Annotated in this window: 16 protein-coding genes and 1 tRNA gene; 8 read left to right on the top strand and 9 right to left on the bottom strand. The window is 60.2% G+C overall.

Features of this window, described 5'->3' with window-relative positions; all coding sequences use genetic code 11:
• Nucleotides 1-270 precede the first annotated feature (270 nt).
• The gene (locus EOS_RS03785) at nt 271-1,569 is read left to right on the top strand and encodes a CaiB/BaiF CoA transferase family protein (RefSeq protein ID WP_047845276.1); all 1,299 of its coding nucleotides are present in this window, start codon (nt 271-273) and stop codon (nt 1,567-1,569) included.
• A gap of 198 nt (nt 1,570-1,767) precedes the next feature.
• Here EOS_RS03785 and EOS_RS03780 read toward each other — a convergent pair whose 3' ends face one another.
• Nucleotides 1,768-2,211, bottom strand: coding sequence for a MarR family winged helix-turn-helix transcriptional regulator (locus EOS_RS03780; RefSeq protein WP_047845318.1), 444 nt, complete (start codon nt 2,209-2,211; stop codon nt 1,768-1,770).
• A gap of 153 nt (nt 2,212-2,364) precedes the next feature.
• On the opposite strand from EOS_RS03780, the gene EOS_RS03775 reads away from it, so the two are divergent.
• Nucleotides 2,365-3,909 (top strand): DHA2 family efflux MFS transporter permease subunit, encoded by a 1,545-nt coding sequence (locus EOS_RS03775; RefSeq protein ID WP_047845275.1) that lies wholly within the window; start codon nt 2,365-2,367, stop codon nt 3,907-3,909.
• A 1-nt stretch (nt 3,910) separates the two neighbouring features.
• Here EOS_RS03775 and EOS_RS03770 read toward each other — a convergent pair whose 3' ends face one another.
• The 3 genes from EOS_RS03770 to EOS_RS03760 all read right to left on the bottom strand — a co-directional run bounded on the left by EOS_RS03770 (nt 3,911) and on the right by EOS_RS03760 (nt 5,787).
• Entirely contained in the window at nt 3,911-4,414 is a 504-nt protein-coding gene (locus tag EOS_RS03770) for a M48 metallopeptidase family protein (protein WP_047845274.1), read from the bottom strand.
• Between the two features lie 271 nt (nt 4,415-4,685).
• Nucleotides 4,686-4,762, bottom strand: a tRNA-Pro gene (locus EOS_RS03765).
• A 32-nt stretch (nt 4,763-4,794) separates the two neighbouring features.
• Nucleotides 4,795-5,787 (bottom strand): polyprenyl synthetase family protein, encoded by a 993-nt coding sequence (locus tag EOS_RS03760; protein ID WP_047845273.1) that lies wholly within the window; start codon nt 5,785-5,787, stop codon nt 4,795-4,797.
• 280 nt (nt 5,788-6,067) lie between these two features.
• On the opposite strand from EOS_RS03760, the gene rplU reads away from it, so the two are divergent.
• The 4 genes from rplU (at nt 6,068) to proB (ending at nt 9,281) form a co-directional block, all read left to right on the top strand.
• Complete coding sequence (rplU, locus tag EOS_RS03755) at nt 6,068-6,382, top strand: 50S ribosomal protein L21 (RefSeq protein WP_031360733.1); 315 nt, start codon at nt 6,068-6,070, stop codon at nt 6,380-6,382.
• Nucleotides 6,383-6,422: 40 nt separating this feature from the next.
• A complete protein-coding gene (gene rpmA / locus EOS_RS03750) occupies nt 6,423-6,683 on the top strand; it encodes a 50S ribosomal protein L27 (protein ID WP_031360734.1) in 261 nt (86 codons plus the stop codon).
• Between the two features lie 306 nt (nt 6,684-6,989).
• Entirely contained in the window at nt 6,990-8,114 is a 1,125-nt protein-coding gene (gene obgE / locus EOS_RS03745) for a GTPase ObgE (RefSeq protein WP_047845272.1), read from the top strand.
• Nucleotides 8,115-8,162: 48 nt separating this feature from the next.
• Nucleotides 8,163-9,281, top strand: a complete 1,119-nt coding sequence (gene proB / locus EOS_RS03740; RefSeq protein WP_047845317.1) for a glutamate 5-kinase — start codon at nt 8,163-8,165, stop codon at nt 9,279-9,281.
• 52 nt (nt 9,282-9,333) lie between these two features.
• On the opposite strand, the gene EOS_RS03735 is transcribed toward proB, so the two are convergent.
• The 3 genes from EOS_RS03735 to EOS_RS03725 all read right to left on the bottom strand — a co-directional run bounded on the left by EOS_RS03735 (nt 9,334) and on the right by EOS_RS03725 (nt 11,115).
• Nucleotides 9,334-9,540 carry a hypothetical protein gene (locus tag EOS_RS03735; protein WP_047845271.1) on the bottom strand — a complete coding sequence of 69 codons (207 nt, stop codon included), beginning with the start codon at nt 9,538-9,540 and terminating at the stop codon, nt 9,334-9,336.
• 190 nt (nt 9,541-9,730) lie between these two features.
• On the bottom strand, nt 9,731-10,285 hold the full coding sequence (locus EOS_RS03730) for a CNP1-like family protein (protein WP_047845316.1): 555 nt from the start codon (nt 10,283-10,285) through the stop codon (nt 9,731-9,733).
• A gap of 179 nt (nt 10,286-10,464) precedes the next feature.
• Nucleotides 10,465-11,115 carry an RNA pyrophosphohydrolase gene (locus EOS_RS03725; RefSeq protein WP_047845270.1) on the bottom strand — a complete coding sequence of 217 codons (651 nt, stop codon included), beginning with the start codon at nt 11,113-11,115 and terminating at the stop codon, nt 10,465-10,467.
• 231 nt (nt 11,116-11,346) lie between these two features.
• On the opposite strand from EOS_RS03725, the gene EOS_RS03720 reads away from it, so the two are divergent.
• Both EOS_RS03720 and EOS_RS03715 read left to right on the top strand, forming a co-directional pair.
• A complete protein-coding gene (locus tag EOS_RS03720) occupies nt 11,347-13,095 on the top strand; it encodes a proline--tRNA ligase (protein ID WP_047845269.1) in 1,749 nt (582 codons plus the stop codon).
• A gap of 1 nt (nt 13,096) precedes the next feature.
• Nucleotides 13,097-13,708, top strand: a complete 612-nt coding sequence (locus tag EOS_RS03715) for a MarC family protein (RefSeq protein WP_047845268.1) — start codon at nt 13,097-13,099, stop codon at nt 13,706-13,708.
• Nucleotides 13,709-13,922: 214 nt separating this feature from the next.
• Here the strand turns inward: EOS_RS03715 and EOS_RS03710 are convergent, their stop codons facing one another.
• Together EOS_RS03710 and ffh are read right to left on the bottom strand one after the other, a co-directional pair.
• Nucleotides 13,923-14,474: a hypoxanthine-guanine phosphoribosyltransferase gene (locus EOS_RS03710; RefSeq protein ID WP_047845267.1), complete on the bottom strand. Its 552-nt coding sequence runs from the start codon at nt 14,472-14,474 to the stop codon at nt 13,923-13,925.
• 131 nt (nt 14,475-14,605) lie between these two features.
• Nucleotides 14,606-15,973, bottom strand: a complete 1,368-nt coding sequence (gene ffh / locus EOS_RS03705; protein ID WP_047845266.1) for a signal recognition particle protein — start codon at nt 15,971-15,973, stop codon at nt 14,606-14,608.
• Between the last annotated feature and the right edge of the window lie 197 nt (nt 15,974-16,170).

Here is a 16,170-nt window from a genome sequence, read left to right as displayed (position 1 = left end):
AGGGATAAACGAATGATGCGCGCGGAATATTCCGGTGCGTGACGATTTTTTGATGAGGTTTGGGGGTTTGATCCGATCAATTGCTTGCGTGAGGTGGCGTAGCCGCACGCCCGACAACGAACGCCGAATCCGACGACTTGGCTACAATCGATGCGTCAAACGATGCGACTCTCCGCCGGGCGCTCGCCCGGCCGTGGCGAGCCCGATCCGCATTTCCCGGGCATGAGCCAGCCGATAAATCCAGACCCGGCTTGAAACGAACGAGGTGAAATGGTGCAGGACAGCAAGAACCAATCTACGCCAGCGAACACGGGCGCAAACACGATCACAACGAGAAAACGTCCGCTGGATGGCATTCGTGTGCTGGATTTATCGAGGGTGCTGGCGGGGCCGTGGTGTACGCAGAACCTCGCGGATCTCGGCGCGCAAGTGATCAAGATCGAGCGTCCGGGCACGGGCGACGATACCCGCACATGGGGCCCTCCATTCCTGCGCGATGCCGACGGACGGGATACATCGGAGAGCGCGTATTTTCTGTGCGCGAACCGCAACAAGCAATCGGTTGCCATCGATATGAGCTCGCCCGAAGGCGCCGCGCTGATCCGCGAGTTCGCGAAGTCGTGCGACGTGGTCGTCGAAAACTTCAAGGTCGGCGGGCTCAAGAAATATGGGCTGGACTACGACAGCCTTTCGGCGCTCAATCCGCGCCTCGTGTATTGCTCGGTGACGGGTTTTGGCCAAACCGGGCCGCTATCGCAGCGCTCCGGTTACGACTTCCTGATCCAGGGCATGGGCGGGTTGATGAGCATCACCGGCGAGCCCGACAGCGTAGCGGGCGGCGGTCCGGAAAAAGTCGGCGTGGCGGTGACGGACCTGATGGCCGGCATGTATGCAACCACCGGCGTGCTCGCCGCGCTGATGGAGCGTGAGAGGAGCGGGCTCGGGCAGCATCTCGACATCGCGTTGCTCGATTGCCAGCTCGCGATGCTCGCCAACCAGTCGATGAACTATCTCACCACGGGCGTGGCGCCTCGGCGGATGGGCAACACGCATCCGAACATCGTGCCTTACCAGACCTTCGCGGCGAGCGACGGCCATGTGATCGTCGCGTGCGGCAACGACAGCCAGTTCCGCGCGCTATGCACCGCGATGAACGTACCGGAACTCGCGCTCGATCCACGTTTCGCCACCAACAGCGGGCGCAGCGTGAACCGGGCGGAATTGTTGCCGCAACTGGCCGCGGTGTTTATGACCCGTCCTCGCGACGCGTGGGTCGATGCGCTTGAAGCGTGCGGCGTGCCGTGCGGGCCGATCAACGATATCGCGCAGGCTTTCGGCTCCGAACAGGCGCAATTTCGCGGCGCGGCGCGGGAGATATCGCATCCGGTCGCGGGCGTCGCCCCGACGGTCGCGAGTCCGCTGCGCTTATCGGCTACGCCGGTTGCGTACGATCAAGCGCCACCGATGCTCGGAGAACACACGAGCGCCATGCTGCGCGACGTGCTCGGCATGGGCGACGCGCAGATTGCGGAGTTGATGCGAGCGGGGGTGATCGGAGGGGGCGCTTGATTGCGACGTGAGGTGCATCGGTCCGGCGAGTCGATACTTGATGAGAGCGGAGCAGTCGCTTCTGAGTTCCACTGCGGCGGGTCAAAAGTGTGCAGGTGCTCAAAGCTGCCAGTCGAGCAAGGGCACCACTTTCTCGATCAGCGGGTTTGCGCATAGTCGTAAAAGCGCGTGTACGTAGCCTACAAAGCTGCCAAGCCTTTACTCATCCACGATCGTGCTCAGATTCACGCGCACGCGCCGTAGCAGCGAGATCAACTGAGCGCGTTCGTCGGCATCAAGCCCTGCCAGGGCTTCAGCGGCCACTGAATCACCCACTCGACGCGCCTTGCCGAGTGCGCCTTCCGCTTTTGCCGTCATGCGTACAGTCCGCTCGCGACGATCGCCCGGATTTGAAAAGCGCTCGATCCATCCGCCTTCCTCCATCCGGTCGAGCAAGCGGCCCGCTGATATAGGCGCGACTTCCAGCAGATCGGCTAGCCGGGCCTGGTTCACATCGCCGAAATGGGACAGATAAGCGAGCGCGCGGCACTGCGCTCGCGTGAGATCGAGAGACGATTTCGCGAGTTCGTCGAAGCGCTTGCTGCACAAGCGCCCCACGTCCGAGATCAGAAAACCAAAGCGCTTGTCGAGGTGCGTTTCCATGCCGGGATTATACGAAAGAAGCACGAGCCAACATGCACCTGGGCAAACGCGGGTTTCCCCGGTTTTTTTGAATCCTTGCCCAAATGATCAGCCTGTTTATAATAAGCATGCTTATTATTTGATGGGTAACCTGACAAACGAACCGGCGCCTGAATGTCCTCTGAATCGATGCCGGCAAGCGCGGCGGCGGCCACACCGCTGAACCGGCCCATGCTGACGCTCTCGATCATGCTCGCCACGCTGATCCAGACGCTTGACAGCACCATCGCCAATGTCGCGCTGCCGCATATGCAGGGCACGCTGTCGGCGTCGCAGGACGAGATCACGTGGGTGCTCACGTCGTACATTGTTGCCGCGGCGATTGCCACGCCGCTCACGGGTTGGTTGTCGGACCGGCTGAGCACGAAGCGTCTGCTGGTCATCTCTATTGGCGGCTTCACGATTGCGTCGGCGTTATGCGGGTTATCGGAGAGTCTCGCGCAGATTGTCGCGTCGCGATTGCTGCAGGGGATTTTCGGGGCCTCGCTCGTGCCGCTCTCGCAATCCATCCTGCTCGACATCAATCCGCGCGAGAAGCAGGGCCAGGCAATGGCCGTATGGGGCATGGGCGTGATGGTCGGGCCGATTCTCGGGCCGACGCTCGGCGGCTGGCTCACCGACAGTTACAACTGGCGCTGGGTGTTTTTCATCAACGTGCCGATCGGCGCGTTTGCGCTCTTTGGGGTGCTGACGTTCCTGCCGGCGCGAGCCGCGAAGCTCGGCGTGAAATTCGACCTGTTTGGTTTCGCCACGCTGGGCCTTGCGATCGGCGCACTTCAGGCGATGCTCGATCGCGGCGAGCAGCTCGACTGGTTCGGCTCGCTCGAAATCCGCACCGAAGCGATTCTGGCGGTGCTGAGTTTCATCTTTTTTCTGGCGCACACGGCAACCGCCGGAAAGCGCTCGTTCTTCAAGTACGAACTGTTGAAGGACCGCAATTTCGCGACCGGCGTGTTTTTTATCTTCGTGATCGGCGCGGTGATGTACGCGACCCGCGCCTTGCTGCCGCCCATGCTGCAGAACCTGATGAACTATCCGGTCGCCACGACCGGCCTTGTCACGGCGCCGAGCGGCGCGGGCACGATGGTCGCCATGCTGATCGCCGGCCGGCTGTTGCGGCGCACCGACGCGCGTCTTCTATTGCTCGCCGGTTTTTTGATTTCGGCATTCGCGCTCTGGCAGATGATGCAATACACGCTGGTGCTGTCGGTCTCCGACATCGTGTGGCCCGGCGTGATCCAGGGCTTCGGTCTGGGTTTCGTATTCGTGCCGCTGAGCGCGCTGACGTTTTCCACGCTGACGCCGGTACTACGCGCCGATGGCACCGCGACCTTCAGCCTGATGCGAAATATTGGCAGCAGTATCGGCATCTCGATCGTGCAGACGATGATGACGCGCGGCACGCAGGTCGCGCACGCCGATCTCGCGGCGAATGTGAATGTGTTCAATCCGGTGATGCAGCCCATGCTCGAGAGCGGATCGCAGATAAGTCTCGCGCTGATGGATCAGTCGATCAATCAGCAGGCCCAGATGATCGCGTACCTGAACGACTTCAAGCTGATGTTTGTCGCGACCTTGCTGGTCATGCCGCTGTTATTGCTGATCCGGCCGATGCGAAGTGTTTCGAGCGAAACGCTGGCTCATGCCGCAGCGGACTGACCTACAAAGTATTTCGTGTCAGCTCGCGCTGCGTCAGATACACGCGCAGATCGAATTCGATCTGGTGATACCCCGGCTGCATGAATTCACATAGCCGGTAAAACGCCTTGTTGTGCTCGCTTTCCTTCAAATGCGCGAGCTCGTGCACGACGATCATGCGCAAGAATTCCGGTGGCGCTTCCTTGAACAAGGACGCCACGCGAATCTCCTTCTTCGCCTTGAGCTTGCCGCCCTGGACTCGCGAGATCGCCGTGTGCAGGCCGAGTGCATGACGCAGCACGTCGAGCTTGGCGTCGTACATCACCTTATCGATGGCGGGCGCCACACGCAGGAACTCCTGCTTCAGATCTGCGGTGTATTGATACAGCGCGCGGTCCGATTGCACGGCATGGCGGCGCGGATACCGGTCGGCGAGATACACGCCGAGCTGGTCATCGGCGATAAGTTGGCGGACCTTGTCCTGAAGCGCTTGCGGATACGCGCTCAGATATTTCAGAGGGAACATGGCGGGGTGTGATGCGGGATGTCGTGGGCTGGCCGGCATTTTAGCGGCCGCGCAGGCCTGCCACGCCGAGTCGTCAGCGCTTTCGGGAGTTCCACAAGATACACGTGATCAGCGTTAGCTGAAGGACGGGGTACAGATACAGACAGAAGCGGCCGGGAAATGTTCAGGAGCATTCAAGCGCAGATAGCGACGGCGAGCCACTCGCCGCATGAAAACCGCAGCCGCAAAACAAAAAACCGCCCAGCGAGCTGGGCGGTTTTTCATTAAATCTTGGTCGGGGTGAGAGGATTCGAACCTCCGGCCTCTACGTCCCGAACGTAGCGCTCTACCAGGCTAAGCTACACCCCGAATGGTTCACGTCGAATCGGTTCGTTTCCTTTTCAGGACTGTCTCGCCGTCGAGTAAGAACATAATTCTAGCAGGCTCTCTTTAAAAATGGAATCCGGAAACGAAGAAATTGCATTCGCTGCCGCCTGCGCTTCCTGCCGTGCGCATTTCAGTGTGTGATCGAGCGCACCCGACGTCGTGATTGCCTCGAAGATGGTGTCGAATTTATCGGTGCCGCCTTGCTCGATTGCCTCGCGTGCGAGCGTTGCCTGTTCGGCCGAACCGTGCTCCATCAAATAGATGAGGGGAAGCGTGGGTTTGCCTTCGCGCAGATCGTCGCCGGCATTTTTACCCATTGATTCCGCCGTGCCCGTGTAATCGAGCCAGTCGTCCATGATCTGGAACGCTGTACCGATGCGCCGTCCGAACTCCGCTGCCGCCGCTTCCGTGCGGGCATCCGACCCCGACAGCACTGCGCCGAGTTGCGCCGCCGCTTCGAAGAGTTTGGCCGTCTTGTAGCGGATCACCTGCATGTAGCGCGCTTCGTCCACGTCCGGGTCGTGCATGTTGAGCAACTGCAGCACTTCGCCTTCGGAGATCACGTTGGTCGCCACCGACAGAATCTCCATCACGCGCATCTTGCCCACGCCGACCATCATTTCGAAGGAGCGCGAGTACAAGAAGTCGCCGACGAGCACGCTCGCCGCGTTGCCGAACAGCGCGTTCGCGGTTTTGCGGCCGCGCCGCAGATCGGATTCGTCGACGACGTCATCGTGCAGCAATGTGGCCGTGTGAATGAACTCGACCACCGCGGCCAATTCGTGGCGGTGCCCGGTTTTGTCGCCGAGAGCGCCCGCCACCAAAAGCAGCAGCGCGGGACGAAGCCGCTTCCCGCCCGCCCCGATGATGTATTCGGAAATCTGGTTGATCAGCATCACTTCGGATGCCAGGCGCTGCCGGATGACGCGATTGACCTGCTGCATGTCCTCGGCGATGGGCTCGAGCACGTTGGCGGCGTTTGGGGAGGAAGTGGCAGTGGACGACATGATCGGCAATTAGGGTAGTGCCGCGAATTATAAGGCGAATCGGCCGATAGCCGCCTCTAAAGACGCCTCGGACCCACCGTGCTCATTGCTGCAGCCAAGGCCGGCGAACGGCAGGCGGCTGCAAAATCAGGATAATGGCGCGTGGGCCTCGCCTCATTCCGGTGCAGCGGCAGCGCTTTTTCGCGATGAACAAGGGTTTTGACGGAGAGCCTAACTCTCTGTATAATCACGCGTTTTCGCGCACGGTGTGCGGAAAAATGAATTCAGAGTGAGGTTCTCAATGTACGCGGTCATAAAAACCGGTGGCAAGCAGTATAAGGTTGCTGTCGGCGAAAAATTGAAAGTAGAACAGATACCGGCAGACATTGACGCTGAAATCACGCTCGACCAGGTTCTCGCAGTAGGCGAAGGTGAATCGATTCAGTTCGGTGCACCGCTGGTCAGTGGGGCTTCCGTCATAGCTACCGTCGTGTCCCAGGGTCGTCATAAGAAGGTCACGATCTTCAAGATGCGTCGCCGGAAGCACTACCAAAAGCACGCTGGCCATCGCCAGAACTATACCGAACTGCGTATCGACGCTATCAACGCTGCTTAAGCGTTGTCGTTGATAAGCTAAACGGTCAAGGAGCTATTAAATGGCACACAAAAAAGCAGGCGGGTCATCCCGCAATGGTCGCGACTCTGAATCAAAGCGCCTTGGCGTGAAGGTTTACGGCGGCCAGGCAATCAACGCAGGCGGCATCATTGTTCGCCAGCGCGGCACACGCATGCACCCGGGCGACAACGTCGGCATGGGCAAGGATCACACCTTGTTCGCGCTGACCGACGGCCACGTCACGTTTTCGACGAAGGGCGCAGCAAAGAAGCATCTGGTCAACGTCGTCCCGGCTGCCTAAGGTTCATCAAGGCACGGGCTTCAGGACCGGAAAAGGCCCCGCGAAGTTCGCGGGGCTTTTTTTATTGGCGGGCTTATTTGAGCTTTATTGGCTCGGCCAGGCAGTGGCATATATCGAATGGCCTAGTGGCTGGCATCGGCTGGTCGCGGCAGAATAGTGTGTCGACTGGAGTTGGCGCTGTCGACCAGAGTTTGCGCTGTCGACCAGAGTTTGCGCTTTAGCGCTTACTCTGGTCCCATGCGCTTACTCTGGTCCCATGCGCTTACGCCAGTCCCATGCAAAGTGAAACACGGGACGGAGCAACTCATGAAGTTCATTGACGAAGCGAGAATTGAAGTCATCGCCGGCGACGGAGGGGATGGCAGCGCGTCGATGCGGCGCGAGAAGTTCGTCCCGTTCGGCGGACCGGACGGCGGCGACGGCGGCCGGGGCGGCAGCGTGTATGCGGTCGCGGACCGCAATATCAACACGCTGATCGACTACCGGTACGCGAAGAAACACCAGGCGCGCAACGGCGAAAACGGGCGCGGTGCGGACTGCTACGGCAAGGGCGGCGACGACATCATCTTGCGCATGCCGGTCGGCACGATCATCGCGGACACGGAAACGGGCGAATTGATCGCCGATCTGACCGAGCACAACCAGAGCGTGCTGATCGCGCACGGCGGTGCGGGCGGGCTCGGCAACCTGCACTTCAAGTCGAGCACGAATCGCGCGCCGCGCCAGAAGACGGAAGGCAAGCCGGGCGACCGGCGCATGCTGCGCCTGGAGCTGAAGGTGCTCGCCGATGTCGGCCTGCTCGGCATGCCGAACGCGGGCAAGTCCACGTTCATCACGGCGGTGTCAAATGCGCGGCCGAAGATTGCCGATTATCCGTTCACCACGCTCGCGCCGAATCTCGGCGTGGTGCGCGTCGGACCGGAGAAGAGTTTCGTGATCGCGGATATTCCGGGCTTGATCGAAGGCGCGGCGGAAGGCGCAGGTCTTGGCCACCGGTTCCTGCGGCACTTGCAGCGCACCGGCGTGCTGCTGCATCTCGTCGATCTGGCCCCGTTCGACGACGCCGTCGATCCGGTCGTGGAAGCGCGCGCAATCGTCAACGAGTTGCGCAAGTACGACGAAGCGCTGTACGACAAACCGCGCTGGCTCGTGCTGAACAAGCTCGACATGGTGCCGGACGAAGAGCGTAAAGCGCGCGTGGCGGACTTCATCAAGCGTTACGAGTGGGACGGCCCGGTGTTCGAAATCTCAGCGCTGACCGGTCAGGGCTGCGAAAGCCTGACGTACGCCATCTTCGATTACATCTCGAAGAACTCGGATGCGTCGCGAGCGGCAGAAGCGGAAGATCTCGCCGCCGATGTGCGTTTTCGCGATGAACCCACTGCCGTGGCGCCGCAGCCCGCGCCGGAGATCGACGAAGACGAAGCGTAAGAGTTTGGCCCGTGGTTATCGAGGCAAATCCGAGGAGAAATGCGTCAGATGCGTTCCGTCATAGCCGCTTCGAAGCGACTCGTAGTGAAAGTGGGATCGAGCCTGGTGACAAACGATGGCCGCGGGCTCGACCACGCGGCCATTGCGCGCTGGGCCGCGCAGATTGCAGCGTTGCGCGGGCAGGGCAAGGAGGTCGTGCTGGTGAGTTCTGGCGCAATTGCCGAGGGTATTCATCGGCTGGGCTGGACGAAGCGGCCGCGCGAAATCGATGAATTGCAGGCCGCCGCTGCGGTTGGCCAAATGGGTCTGGCGCAAGTCTACGAAAGCAGTTTCGGCAAGCACGGCATGCGCACCGCGCAGATTCTGCTCACGCACGCCGATCTCGCCGACCGCGAACGCTATCTGAACGCACGCTCAACGCTGCTCACTTTGCTGCGCTTGGGCTGCGTGCCGATCATCAACGAAAACGACACCGTCATCACCGACGAAATCAAGTTCGGCGACAACGACACGCTGGGCGCGCTGGTAGCGAATCTCATAGAAGGCGATGCGCTGATCATCCTCACCGATCAGCGCGGCCTGTTCACCGCCGATCCACGCCACGATCCCTCTGCCACGCTGGTCGAACAGGCCGATGCGGGCACGCCGGAACTCGAAGCCATGGCGGGCGGCGCGGGTTCGAGTCTGGGGCGCGGCGGCATGCTGACCAAGATTCTCGCGGCAAAACGCGCCGCGCATAGCGGCGCGAATACGGTGATTGCGAGCGGGCGGGAGTCGGATGTTCTGACGCGGCTTGCGTCGGGCGAGATGATCGGTACGCAACTGATCGCGCGCACGGCGCGTATCGCGGCCCGCAAGCAATGGATGGCGGATCATTTGCAGGTGCGTGGCCACGTGGTAATCGACAACGGTGCGGTCGAGAAGCTCACCGCAGGCGGTAAGAGCTTGCTGCCGATCGGCGTGATCGATGTTCACGGCGCGTTTGCGCGTGGCGAAGTGATCGCGTGCATGAGTCCGGGTGGGCAGGAAGTGGCGCGCGGCATCACGAATTACAGCAGTTCCGAGGCGCGGTTGATTCAGCGCCGGCCGAGCGGGGAGATCGAAATGGTACTCGGATACATGCTGGAACCCGAGTTGATTCATCGGGACAATCTGGTGCTGGCGTAAGTAGACGAGTTCGTTGTAGATAAAAAAGCCGCCAATTTGGCGGCTTTTTTATCTACTTTGAGTCGTGAGCGCGGATATTTTGGTCGAGTGCACTCATTTCGGCGCTTTTATCTATCAAATCTTTCTCTTGAATTCCCGATGGTTGCTCGATGATCGCCGCATCCCGTTGCGCGAGCTCACGCGACACCACGCGCGCAGCTGCGCCCGCTGTACGCTGGCAGGCGTATTCGGACAACAGCTTTGAGTCGAGCAGGGTCACTATATTTCTCCTCGTAAGTACTTCTTACCGAAACTATCCCGTCGATTGTATGTGAACGATTAAAATACGCCAATGGTCGTGAACAACATACCGTTGCTACGTGACGAGATCGTGGAGTGCAACGCGGCCGCAGACGAAAAAAAGCCCGCTGACCGAGACGCGCAGCGGGCTTTTGCACCTTCCTGGCGATCTAGTGATAGTTCGAAACTGCGGTCCGCTTCATCTGGATGTTCGACAAAATCTGCTTGGCCGAGCCCATCGGCAGCTTGTTTGCGCAGAAATAATCCTGATACAGCGCTGCGCGATAGGCGTTCAAATTCCCGTTTTCGATGCGTTGAAAATCGTTTTCGACCGTGCGGTCCCAGCCGTTCTGGTCCTCATTAATGCTCGCGTACAGGCGCCAGTTGTAGTTGTCGCAGCGAATGCCTTCGTAATTGACGTTGCGCGCGCCCGCCGGGCTTTTCACGACGACCGTGTAACGGACGACGCCGTCCGTGCCCACGCTGAGCGAGTTTTTATCGACGAAAAAAGTCAGCGGCGTGTTTTCCGACACCGTGAACGGCAGCAGATTTGCCTCCTGCGGCAGTGGGGGCAAGGTGTCGACCTTGTTTTCGGTCCAGGTCGGCGTGCGGTCCATGAGATAGACGAACGCGCTGTCGTCCTTGTTTGACGGCTTGGAGCTGCCGCAACCGGCGAGCACGGCAAGGGCTGCCGCGGATGCCGCGAACAATGCAATGGCTTTCAATTCTTGAGTTCCCGAGGTTGATGCAGAAGCGACTGCAAATCGATCGTGCTGCGTGTCTGCGCCGCGATTGTCCCCGCCAAGGAACACGCCGGCATGCCAAACACACGAGCCCAGCCTTTGACGCTGCACGAAAAAAAGCGGCGCGCGTTGCCGCACCGCCGCTTCGAATGACACACGTCCTAATCCCGCGAGGGACGTTGTGCGTAGATGTGCAGCTCTTCGGTCACCGAACATTCTGCCTGAACGACACTGCCGTTAGCAGAAACGGACGCGTCTTCAATCGTCATGCTCTGGATCACGCGTGGATAACGATTGGCGTGATGCGCCATACGTTCCGCGCGCTCTGCCCGCACGACCGCGCGCCTCAGAAAGCGAGAAAGTTCCGTGAGCGCAAGCTGATATACATCCCGCTTGAACTCGATCACCGCGTCAAGCGGGACCCAATACTCATTCCACCGCCAGGCATCGAATTCCGGATGATCAGTCGCACGCAAACAAATGTCACAGTCGCGGCCTACCATGCGTAACAAAAACCAGATCTGTTTCTGTCCGCGATAATGTCCGCGCACCTCGCGCTTGATGAACTTGTCCGGCACCTCATAACGCAGCCAGTCGCGGGTTCGACCCACGACCTTGACGTGCTCCGGAAGCAAGCCGGTTTCTTCGTGTAACTCCCGATACATCGCTTGCACAGGGGTCTCACCGTACTTGATGCCCCCTTGCGGAAACTGCCAGGAATGTTCACGCAGCCGCTTGCCCCAAAACACTTCGTTGTGCGCGTTCAAGAGGATGATGCCGACGTTCGGGCGAAAGCCTTCACGATCCAGCATACAACCACCTTCGAATCCTTTAAAATTGCTTTGATTATAAACAGATAACGGGCCTGGCGCACCGGCACGAACCCGAATCGGGGTTCGTTTCGCTTGGGTGTCGGGGCGGTCGGCCAACGCCTTACCGCATCGCTGTCCCGTCGTTCACTCGTTCCGCACGTTCTGCATGTTCCGCAGGTTTGGGTCGAAAACCCATTCAATCGACGCGCTCCCGCTTTGGAAAATTTTTGAATGAAAGCATCCCGTTTCTTTATTGGCACCCTGAAGGAAGCTCCCACCGACGCGGAAATCGTCAGCCACCAACTCATGATGCGTGCGGGCATGATTCGCCGCGTGGCGGGCGGTATCTATAGTTATCTCCCGATCGGCCTGCGCTCCATCCGCAAGGTGGAAGCCATCGTGCGTGAAGAAATGAACCGGGCCGGCGCGCTCGAATTGTTGATGCCCGCGGTGCAGCCGGCCGAACTCTGGCAGGAATCGGGACGCTGGGAGCAGTACGGTCCCGAACTGCTGCGCATCAAGGACCGTCACGAGCGCGATTTCGTGATCGGACCCACGCACGAAGAGGTGGTGACGGATATCGCGCGGCGCGAGATCAAGAGTTATCGGCAACTGCCGGTCAACTTCTATCAGATCCAGACGAAGTTCCGCGATGAAATCCGGCCGCGTTTCGGCGTGATGCGCGGGCGCGAATTCATCATGAAGGACGCGTATTCGTTCGACCGCGATCAGGCAGGCCTCGCCGAGTCGTACAAGAAAATGTTCGATGCCTACGTGCGTGTGTTCACCCGCATCGGCTTGGAATTCCGTGCGGTAGCGGCGGATAACGGTTCGATCGGCGGCAGCGGTTCGCATGAATTCCATGTGATCGCCGACACCGGCGAGGACGCAATCGCCTATTGCCCGACCTCGGATTACGCAGCGAACGTGGAAGCGGCAGATGCCTTGCCGCTTAACGCCACGCGTCCCGCGCCCGCGGAAGAGATGAAGAAGACCGCGACGCCGGGCAAGGCGAAGTGCGAGGCAGTCGCGGAGTTGCTGAACATTCCGCTGCAACGGACGATCAAGTCGATCATCCTCGCGACCGAAAATGAAGGCGCCGAGCCGACCATCTGGCTGTTGATGCTGCGCGGCGACCATTCGCTCAACGACATCAAGGCGAACAAGCAGCCGGGTCTGGCGGGTTATCGCTTTGCGACGGAAGCCGAAATTATCGATACGTTCGGCACGCCGCCGGGTTATCTCGGCCCGATCAACACGAAGAAGCCGATCAAGGTGATCGCGGACCGCACAGTCGCGAACATGAGCGACTTCGTGGTCGGCTCGAATGAGGTCGACTATCACACCACCGGCGTGAACTGGGGCCGCGATCTGCCGGAACCGGTCGTAGCGGACATCCGCAACGTGCTGGCAGGCGATCCGTCGCCGGACGGCAAGGGCACGCTGGAAATCTGCCGCGGCATTGAAGTGGGCCACGTGTTTCAGCTCGGCACGAAGTATTCGGATGCCATGGGCGCGTCGTTCCTCGATGAAAGCGGCAAGCCTGCACCCATGCAGATGGGCTGCTACGGGATCGGCATCACACGGATCCTGGGCGCGGCGATCGAACAGAATTTCGATGCAAAGGGCATCATCTGGCCGGAATCGATTGCACCGTTCGAAGTCGTGCTGTGCCCGATGGGTTACGACCGCAGCGACGCCGTTCGCGAGCAGGCCGACAAGTTGTACGCGGCGCTGCAAGCGGCGGGTATCGATGTGGTTCTGGACGATCGCGGCGAGCGTCCGGGCGTGATGTTCGCGGATTGGGAGCTGATCGGTGTGCCGCATCGGCTGGTGATTGGCGATCGTGGGCTCAAGGAAGGCAAGCTTGAATATCAGGCACGACGCGACGCCGAAGCCACGTTGCTGCCGGTGGAAGACGCGGCGAACGTCGTAATCGAAAAGGTGCGCGCCGCACTGGCCCCCGCGGTGACCCGGTAACGTGCAGTACAACTTCCTCTCGGCGACGGTGCTGCTCATTCTGATCACCGATCCGCTTGGCAATATCCCGATCTTCATCAACGCGTTGCGTGGTGTGGCGAAGGAGCGCCGGCGGGTCGTGATCCTGCGTGAGGTCGCTATCGCCTTTGGGATCTTGCTGGTGTTCATGCTCGTCGGCGACCGCTTTCTACGCGCGATGAGCCTGACGGATTTGTCGTTGCGGCTGGGTGGCGGGATCGTGTTGTTCCTGATCGCGTTGCGGATGATCTTTCCTCATCCCGACGGGCCGATGGGCGGCGATTCACGCGGTGGCGAACCGCTGATCGTGCCGCTGGCCATTCCTGCGCTGGCCGGTCCGTCGGCGCTTGCGACGGTGATGCTGCTGACATCGCAGGCGCCGGGGCAGATGTGGGAATGGGTCGGCGCGTTGACCGTGACCATGATGGTCTGCGCGGTGGTGTTGGTGCTGGCGGAGAAGATCCAGCATTGGCTGGGCGAGCGCGCGGTCACGGCGTTCGAGCGATTGATGGGCTTGGTACTGGTCGCGATATCGGTGGAAATGATACTGACCGGGATACGGACCTTCGTGCATCAATTGGCCGTGAACGGCTGACGCGTTCACGCCTGCGGGGAAGGCACCGACTCTGACGCCGTCGAATTTCAGCTTCCCAAAAACGCCAGCGCTCTTTCAGCCGAACGTTAGAAGCAGTAAGCGTACGTACAAAGGCCGTTTCAACGTAAGTTGAAACGGCCTTTTTTTAACTTGGCCGAACGGCATCGCAGCGGATTGCGCGTCCTTTACGCTCGCCCCAAACACTCAAGACGAATCACGCCCCTTCCGTCAGCGCCCGGATAGTCGGCAGATTGCGCCAATATCCCTTCGCATCCATGCCGCAGCCGAACACATACCGGTCCGGCACTTCGAAGCCGCAAAAGTCCGGCCGCAAGGGTTTCGATTTATCGATGATCTTCTCGCATAGCACTGCCGAGAGAAACTTCTTCGCGCCCATTGCCATGATGCGGTCGCGGATGGCGGCCATGGTTTCGCCTTCATCGAGGATATCGTCGAGCACGAGCACCACGCGATCCTTCACCGATTCCGCTGGCGCCACGCGCCATTCCATCTTGTCGCCGCCCTTGGTCGTGTTCCGATACCGCGTCAAGTGGATGTAGTCGAACTCGAGCGGGAAGTCGAGGTGCGGCAGCAACATGCCGGTGAATACGGCCGCGCCGCCCATGACGGACAGCACGAGCGGGAATTCTTCGCCAGCGCTTGCACCGATGGCTTTCGCCATGCTTTCGATCGACGCGGTCACGTCTTGCGCCGAAACGATTTCTTCGGAGTGGCTGAAAATATGGAGTGCTTCTTCGCGATTCATAAGGGCAGGCGGCGAGGGTGTAGAGCTAAAAATAGGGGAAACGAGGCGCTAAGCGCCACATGATAAACCCGCGTTCCTCAGCGAAACGCGGGCCGTGGAAATCAAACTCGATCAATACCCGATCAAAAAACTCAACGCATGCCCGGCATCATGCCTTTCATGCCGCGCATCATTTTCTGCAGATTGCCGCCCTTGAGCTTTTTCATCATGCCGCGCATTTGCTCGTATTGATTCAGCATGCGGTTGACTTCCTGCACCTGCACGCCCGCGCCCGCGGCAATTCGCCGCTTACGCTGCGCCTTGATCAGATCGGGTTTAGCGCGTTCCTGCAACGTCATGGAATTGATGATGCCTTCCATCCGGCGCATCTGTTTTTCCGCGACGCCCATGTCCGCGCCCGCAGCAGCCTGCTGGAATTGCGCCGGCAGCTTGTCCATCAGCGAGGACAAACCACCCATCTTCTTCATCTGCGAAAGTTGCGCGCGGAAGTCGTTCAGGTCGAAATCACCGCCTTTCTTGACTTTATCGGCGAGTTTTTGCGCGGCCGCGCCGTCCACGCCTTTCTGCGCTTCCTCGACCAAAGCGAGAATGTCACCCATGCCGAGAATCCGGTTCGCCATCCGGTCCGGGTGGAAAACTTCCAGTCCGTCCAGTTTTTCTGCAACACCGACGAACTTGATCGGCTTGCCGGTCACGTGGCGCACCGAAAGCGCGGCGCCACCGCGCGAGTCGCCGTCCAGCTTGGTCAGCACCACGCCGGTCAGCGGCAGTGCGTCGCTGAACGCCTTGGCGGTGTTCACGGCGTCCTGACCGAGCATGGCGTCGACGACGAACAGCGTTTCCGCCGGCTTCAGGATTTCGTGGAGTTCAGCGATTTCCTTCATCATCGCTTCGTCAATACCGAGCCGGCCGGCCGTATCGACGATCAGCACGTCGTGGTAATGGCGTTTCGCCCAGTCCACGGCCGCGCGCGCGATGTCCGCCGGCTTCTGATTTGGCTCCGACGGGAAAAAGTCTGCGCCAACCTGTTCGGTCACCGTTTTCAACTGTTGAATAGCGGCCGGACGATATACGTCGACGGACACCGTCAGTACTTTTTTCTTGTGCTTCTCGCGCAGCAGCTTGGCGAGCTTGCCCGACGTGGTGGTTTTACCCGCGCCTTGCAGGCCGGCCATCAGGATGATTGCTGGCGGCGTGACCGCGAGATTCAGCTCGACGGCCTTACCCTCGTAATCCCCGCCAATAATGGCAGTCAGCTCGCGTTGCACGACCCCGACGAGCGCCTGACCCGGCGACAAGCTGGAAATCACTTCCTCGCCGAGCGCTTTTTCCTTCACCTTCGCGATAAATTCGCGCACGACCGGCAACGCGACGTCGGCCTCGAGCAGCGCCAGGCGCACTTCGCGCAGCATTTCCTGCGTGTTAGCCTCGGTGAGCCGGGCTTCGCCGCGCAGCGTCTTGACGACGCGCGCCATCCGTGTAGTGAGTGTGTCGAGCATGGGAGCGTGTGGAGAGTGCGGCCGGGTTGCGGCGTCCCGACTGCTCTTGCTTCAAGTCGTACTGGCAAGAGGGGAAGACGTCGTGGCCTCAGGGCCTGGTGTAAACTTCGAACATGGATATTGTACTGTATGCCCTCACTGCGCTTCTCTACGGCGGACTTGCCGTAGCGGGCTGGCGCGCGCATCGCCACACGGCC

This window comes from Caballeronia mineralivorans PML1(12) (genome assembly GCF_001028175.1).
Classification (GTDB): Bacteria; Pseudomonadota; Gammaproteobacteria; order Burkholderiales; family Burkholderiaceae; genus Caballeronia; species Caballeronia mineralivorans.
This window is presented reverse-complemented; position numbering and strand designations above follow the sequence as displayed.